Origin of the sequence: Nostoc cf. edaphicum LEGE 07299, from assembly GCF_015207245.1 — a bacterium.
Classification (GTDB): domain Bacteria; phylum Cyanobacteriota; class Cyanobacteriia; order Cyanobacteriales; family Nostocaceae; genus Nostoc; species Nostoc edaphicum_B.
The window spans coordinates 1-4,816 of record NZ_JADEXF010000392.1; the positions used below are offsets into that span (position 1 = coordinate 1).

The 4,816-nt window shown below is 47.0% G+C and carries 4 protein-coding genes; 2 read left to right on the forward strand and 2 right to left on the reverse strand.

Annotation, left to right across the window (positions count from 1 at the left end):
- On the reverse strand, window positions 1–1,314 hold a 1,314-nt coding region (psbC, locus tag IQ229_RS13280), incomplete at its 3' end, for a photosystem II reaction center protein CP43 (RefSeq protein ID WP_194044362.1).
- Window positions 1,298–2,353: a photosystem II D2 protein (photosystem q(a) protein) gene (gene psbD / locus IQ229_RS13285; RefSeq protein ID WP_179066789.1), complete on the reverse strand. Its 1,056-nt coding sequence runs from the start codon at window positions 2,351–2,353 to the stop codon at window positions 1,298–1,300. The genes psbD and psbC, both read right to left, overlap by 17 nt.
- A gap of 934 nt (window positions 2,354–3,287) precedes the next feature.
- On the opposite strand from psbD, the gene IQ229_RS13290 reads away from it, so the two are divergent.
- Window positions 3,288–3,857 carry a photosystem I assembly protein Ycf4 gene (locus IQ229_RS13290; RefSeq protein ID WP_194044364.1) on the forward strand — a complete coding sequence of 190 codons (570 nt, stop codon included), beginning with the start codon at window positions 3,288–3,290 and terminating at the stop codon, window positions 3,855–3,857.
- 120 nt (window positions 3,858–3,977) lie between these two features.
- Window positions 3,978–4,778: a peptidylprolyl isomerase gene (locus IQ229_RS13295; protein ID WP_194044366.1), complete on the forward strand. Its 801-nt coding sequence runs from the start codon at window positions 3,978–3,980 to the stop codon at window positions 4,776–4,778.
- Window positions 4,779–4,816 lie beyond the last annotated feature (38 nt).

The window sequence follows — 4,816 nt, forward strand, 5'->3', positions numbered from 1 at the left end:
TGCGCGAACAGCGTGCCACAAGTGACCAACTAGGAAGAAGAATCCTAATACGAAGTGAGAGGTCGCCAACCAAGCGCGAGGAGATACGTAGTTGAAGGAGTTAATTTCAGTAGCCACACCACCCACGGAGTTCAAAGAACCCAGAGGAGCGTGTGTCATGTATTCAGCAGCGCGACGAGCTTGCCAAGGCTGAATATCATTCTTGATTTTTTCCAGATCCAGACCATTGGGACCACGTAGAGGCTCCAACCAGGGGCCGCGGAAATCCCAGAAGCGCATGGTTTCACCACCGAAGATGATTTCACCAGTTGGAGAGCGCATCAGGTATTTACCCAATCCTGTGGGGCCTTGGGCAGAACCGACGTTAGCACCCAAGCGTTGGTCACGAATCAAGAAGGTCAAAGCCTGAGCTTGAGAAGCTTCTGGACCGGTAGGACCGTAAAATTCGCTGGGGTAAACGGTATTGTTAAACCAAACATAGATGGAGGCAATGAAGCCCATCAACGACAGAGCGCCCAAGCTGTAGGAGAGGTAAGCCTCACCAGACCAGATGGATGCACGACGTGACCAAGCAAAAGGCTTGGTAAGAATGTGGAAAATACCACCAGAAATTAAGATAAAGGCAATCCAGATGTGACCACCGACCACATCTTCTAAGTTATCGACGCTGACAATCCAGCCTTCGCCACCGAAGGGAGACTTGAGTACATAACCGAAGATGACTGCTGGGTTAAGTGTCGGATTGGTAATAATCCGAACGTCACCGCCGCCTGGTGCCCAGGTGTCATACAAACCACCAAAGAACATTGCCTTTAGCACCAACAGCAGCGCACCGCATCCCAAAATAATCAGGTGGAACCCGATGATGTTGGTCATTTTGTTCTTGTCTTTCCAGTCGTAACCAAAGAAAGAAGAGTATTCTTCTAAGGTTTCTGGGCCACGAACGGCATGATAGATACCGCCAAAGCCAAGGACGGCTGAGGAAATTAGGTGGAGTACACCGACAACAAAGTAGGGGAAGGTGTCGATAACTTCACCACCAGCACCAACACCCCAGCCCTGACTGGCGAGGTGAGGTAACAGGATCAAGCCCTGCTCATACATGGGCTTTTCAGGAATGAAGTGAGCGACTTCAAACAAAGTCATCGCTCCAGCCCAGAATACAATCAAACCAGAGTGGGCAACGTGAGCACCCAGTAGTTTGCCAGATAGATTGATTAAACGCGCGTTACCAGACCACCAGGCAAAGCCAGTAGATTCTTGGTCGCGTCCAGTGCCGCCTAATATATTTGGTCTATTAGAGAGCGTTACCACGTGGTAATACCTCCTCAGGGAATACAAATTGTTCGTGGGGTTGATCTTGAGGAGCCATCCAAGCGCGGATACCCTCGTTCAGCAAAATGTTTTTGGTATAGAAGGTTTCAAACTCAGGGTCTTCCGCCGCCCGTAATTCTTGGGAGACGAAATCATAAGCCCGCAGGTTGAGTGCCAAACCGACGATGCCGACGGCGCTCATCCACAAGCCTGTGACTGGCACGAACAACATAAAGAAGTGCAACCAGCGCTTGTTAGAGAAAGCAATCCCGAAAATCTGTGACCAGAAACGGTTTGCCGTCACCATTGAGTAGGTTTCTTCCGACTGGGTTGGATTGAAGGCGCGGAAGGTGTTAGCACCATCACCATCTTCAAACAAGGTGTTTTCGACTGTGGCTCCGTGAATAGCACACAATAGCGCACCACCCAATACACCCGCAACACCCATCATGTGGAAGGGGTTGAGTGTCCAGTTGTGGAACCCTTGCAGGAATAGCAGGAACCGGAAAATTGCCGCGACGCCAAAGCTGGGTGCAAAGAACCACGACGATTGTCCCAAGGGGTACATCAGAAATACGCTGACGAATACTGCAATGGGAGCGGAGAAGGCGAGAGCGTTGTAAGGACGGATACCTACTAGACGCGCAATTTCAAATTGCCGCAACATGAAGCCAATCAAACCGAAGGCTCCGTGTAGGGCAACGAATGGCCACAAACCACCCAATTGGAACCAACGGGTGAGGTTGCCTTGGGCTTCTGGTCCCCACAACAGCAATAGGGAGTGTCCCATACTGTCGGCGGGGGTGGATACTGCCACTGTCAAGAAGTTAGCACCCTCTAGGTAGGAGGAGGCTAATCCGTGGGTGTACCAAGAGGTAACAAAGGTGGTACCGGTCAGCCAACCGCCTAGTGCTAGGAAGGCGCAGGGGAATAATAGTATCCCTGACCAACCTACGAATACGAAGCGATCGCGCTTGAGCCAGTCGTCTAGAACGTCAAACCACCCTCTACTGGGGGCGCGTCCAACTGCGATGGTCATCGGACTAAAATCCTCTTTTTTTACTAAAATTGCAACGTTTCTAAGGCATTACGGAAAGCCAATGTAACCGACTGCCATGAGGAATTAACGTTTTTTTTTGGCAATCTCAACTGCTTTTAAGTAACTGAGATTCTGAGAGCTTACTGACTAGTTAAGTCATTATTTCTCAGGGTTATGACATTACACGTACCATCGGCTAGTAATCTAGCTTGTGGTAACTTAATGATTCTTAACTTATCACACTACTCAGGGTTTTTGCCTGATACACAGAAGCAAATTAGGCATGAAACACGAACCTTATAAATAATATGAATATCAGAAATTTTACAATTTGACACAACTTTTCTCAGAAATCTGAAAAAATTTAATGTAGTTAAACGTAGCTAGGTCACTCATTTCAAGAGATCAAAAAGAGGCAGGGAGAGGGTAGCAGGGAATAAGGGGGGCTGAAGGACAGAGAGAAAGAATTTTTATCAGCCATGAGTAAAAAAATAGTACAACATTCCCTAAAAAATTATATCGGTAGCAGGAACATGGAAGGGCGCAGTTGAGTTTTTGTCAACGATGTTTGGTAAAATGTGGATAATGACTTTGCCGCCACGTCGTTGATACACCTCTGGAAAACCTATGTGAAACGTTAGACAAGGAGAAGGGAAATTGGCATATCTTGACTAAATACAAATAGCCTAAGTGGTTTGTCCCGTAGTACAAGTAAGCCAAGTATCAAGTAAGCCAGCATTATCCGGGACAGTAAAATTTGTAGGGTACAAAGTGAAAAATTTATAGTCTGCGACAGGGTTCCCGCGGACTTCAAACATAGCTCTCCGTGCCTCATAAGCAATAGCCGGATTGGCAGAGGAACCCACCACTCTATGCAAAAGCATTTAGTGTGCGAGTATGTGACAGCGAGTATCTCACGGGCAATGGTAGTTCAATGACGACATCAACAACGATTAATAAAGGCGATCGCCTCCTGCACCAAAATGTTCTCGGTTCTCGTCGGTTCAGTAACTACTGGTGGGCAACTATCGTTACCTTGGGAGCAAGCGGCTTTTTATTGTCTGGAATATCCAGTTATTTAAAAGTTAATTTACTCATAGTTTCCGATCCAACTCAACTGGTATTCATCCCCCAAGGATTGGTAATGGGGTTATATGGTACTGCTGGCTTGCTATTAGCCACATACCTGTGGCTAGTGATTTTATTGGATGTTGGAGGCGGTTACAACGAATTCGATCGGGAAACTGGCACAATCAAAATCTTCCGTTGGGGATTTCCTGGCAAAAATCGCCGAATTCAGATTGATAGCCGCATAGAAGATGTCCAATCTGTACTAATAGACGTAAAAGAAGGTCTTAACCCCCGTCGCGCTCTCTATCTACGCATTAAGGGACGGCGAGATATACCGTTAACACGGGTTGGACAACCCTTATCTTTAACAGAGTTGGAAACAGAAGGCGCAAAGTTAGCCCGCTTTTTGGGAGTGTCATTGGAAGGACTTTAAGAAATTAGGGTAGAAGGTAGAGGTAACAGGGTACAGATTATTCCCTGTTACCTGTCACCTCTCCCATAATCCAATGCTCCTCAAAACGATAAGATACTCTGGTTAAATCGGTAACAGGCAATGCGGTTAAAAATTTCACAATTTTTGTTTTCTCTTTTGATTATTAGTGCCTTGATGTTGGGAGGATGTTCAACACAGCAAGTCGCTTCTAATACATCTTCTCCAAACTCGACTGCTACCTCGGCCACAACCGAGGCAAGCACCAAGACAGCTACTGAAGCAACATCTGTATCTCAAACTACTACTGAGAGTATTCCTGGACTGGCAGATTTACCAAGGCTTGAAGGCAAAGCTACTGTGGTAATTACGGTTAAAGGTTCGCCGATTACTATCGAAGTAGACGGCACTGATGCCCCCATCACAGCTGGCAACTTCGTAGATTTAGTGCAAAAGGGTGTGTACGATGGTTTAGCTTTCCATCGAGTTGTGCGCGAACCCCAACCGTTTGTAGTTCAAGGGGGCGATCCGCAAAGCAAAGACCCGAAATTTCCAGCAGATAGACTGGGAACAGGTAGCTATATTGACCCAAAAACGGGAAATGCTCGTTATATACCTTTAGAAGTTAAGCCCAAAGGTTCAGATACTCCGATTTACAATAAACCATTTGATGCTACTGCTCAAGCTGTCGTATTGCCCCATAAACAGGGTGCAGTAGCGATGGCGCGATCGCAATCACCAGACTCTGCTTCTGCCCAGTTTTACTTTACTTTAGCGGATCTAGCCTTCTTGGATGGTAACTACGCCGTGTTTGGCAATGTCACTCAAGGCTTTGATGTAGTAAACAAAATTCAGCAAGGCGATCGCATTGACTCCGCTAAAGTCACTCAAGGTGCTGAAAATCTGAAAGCACCTGGACAGTAGGAGGAAGGGGGCAGGGGAGCAGGGGAGCAGAGGAGCAG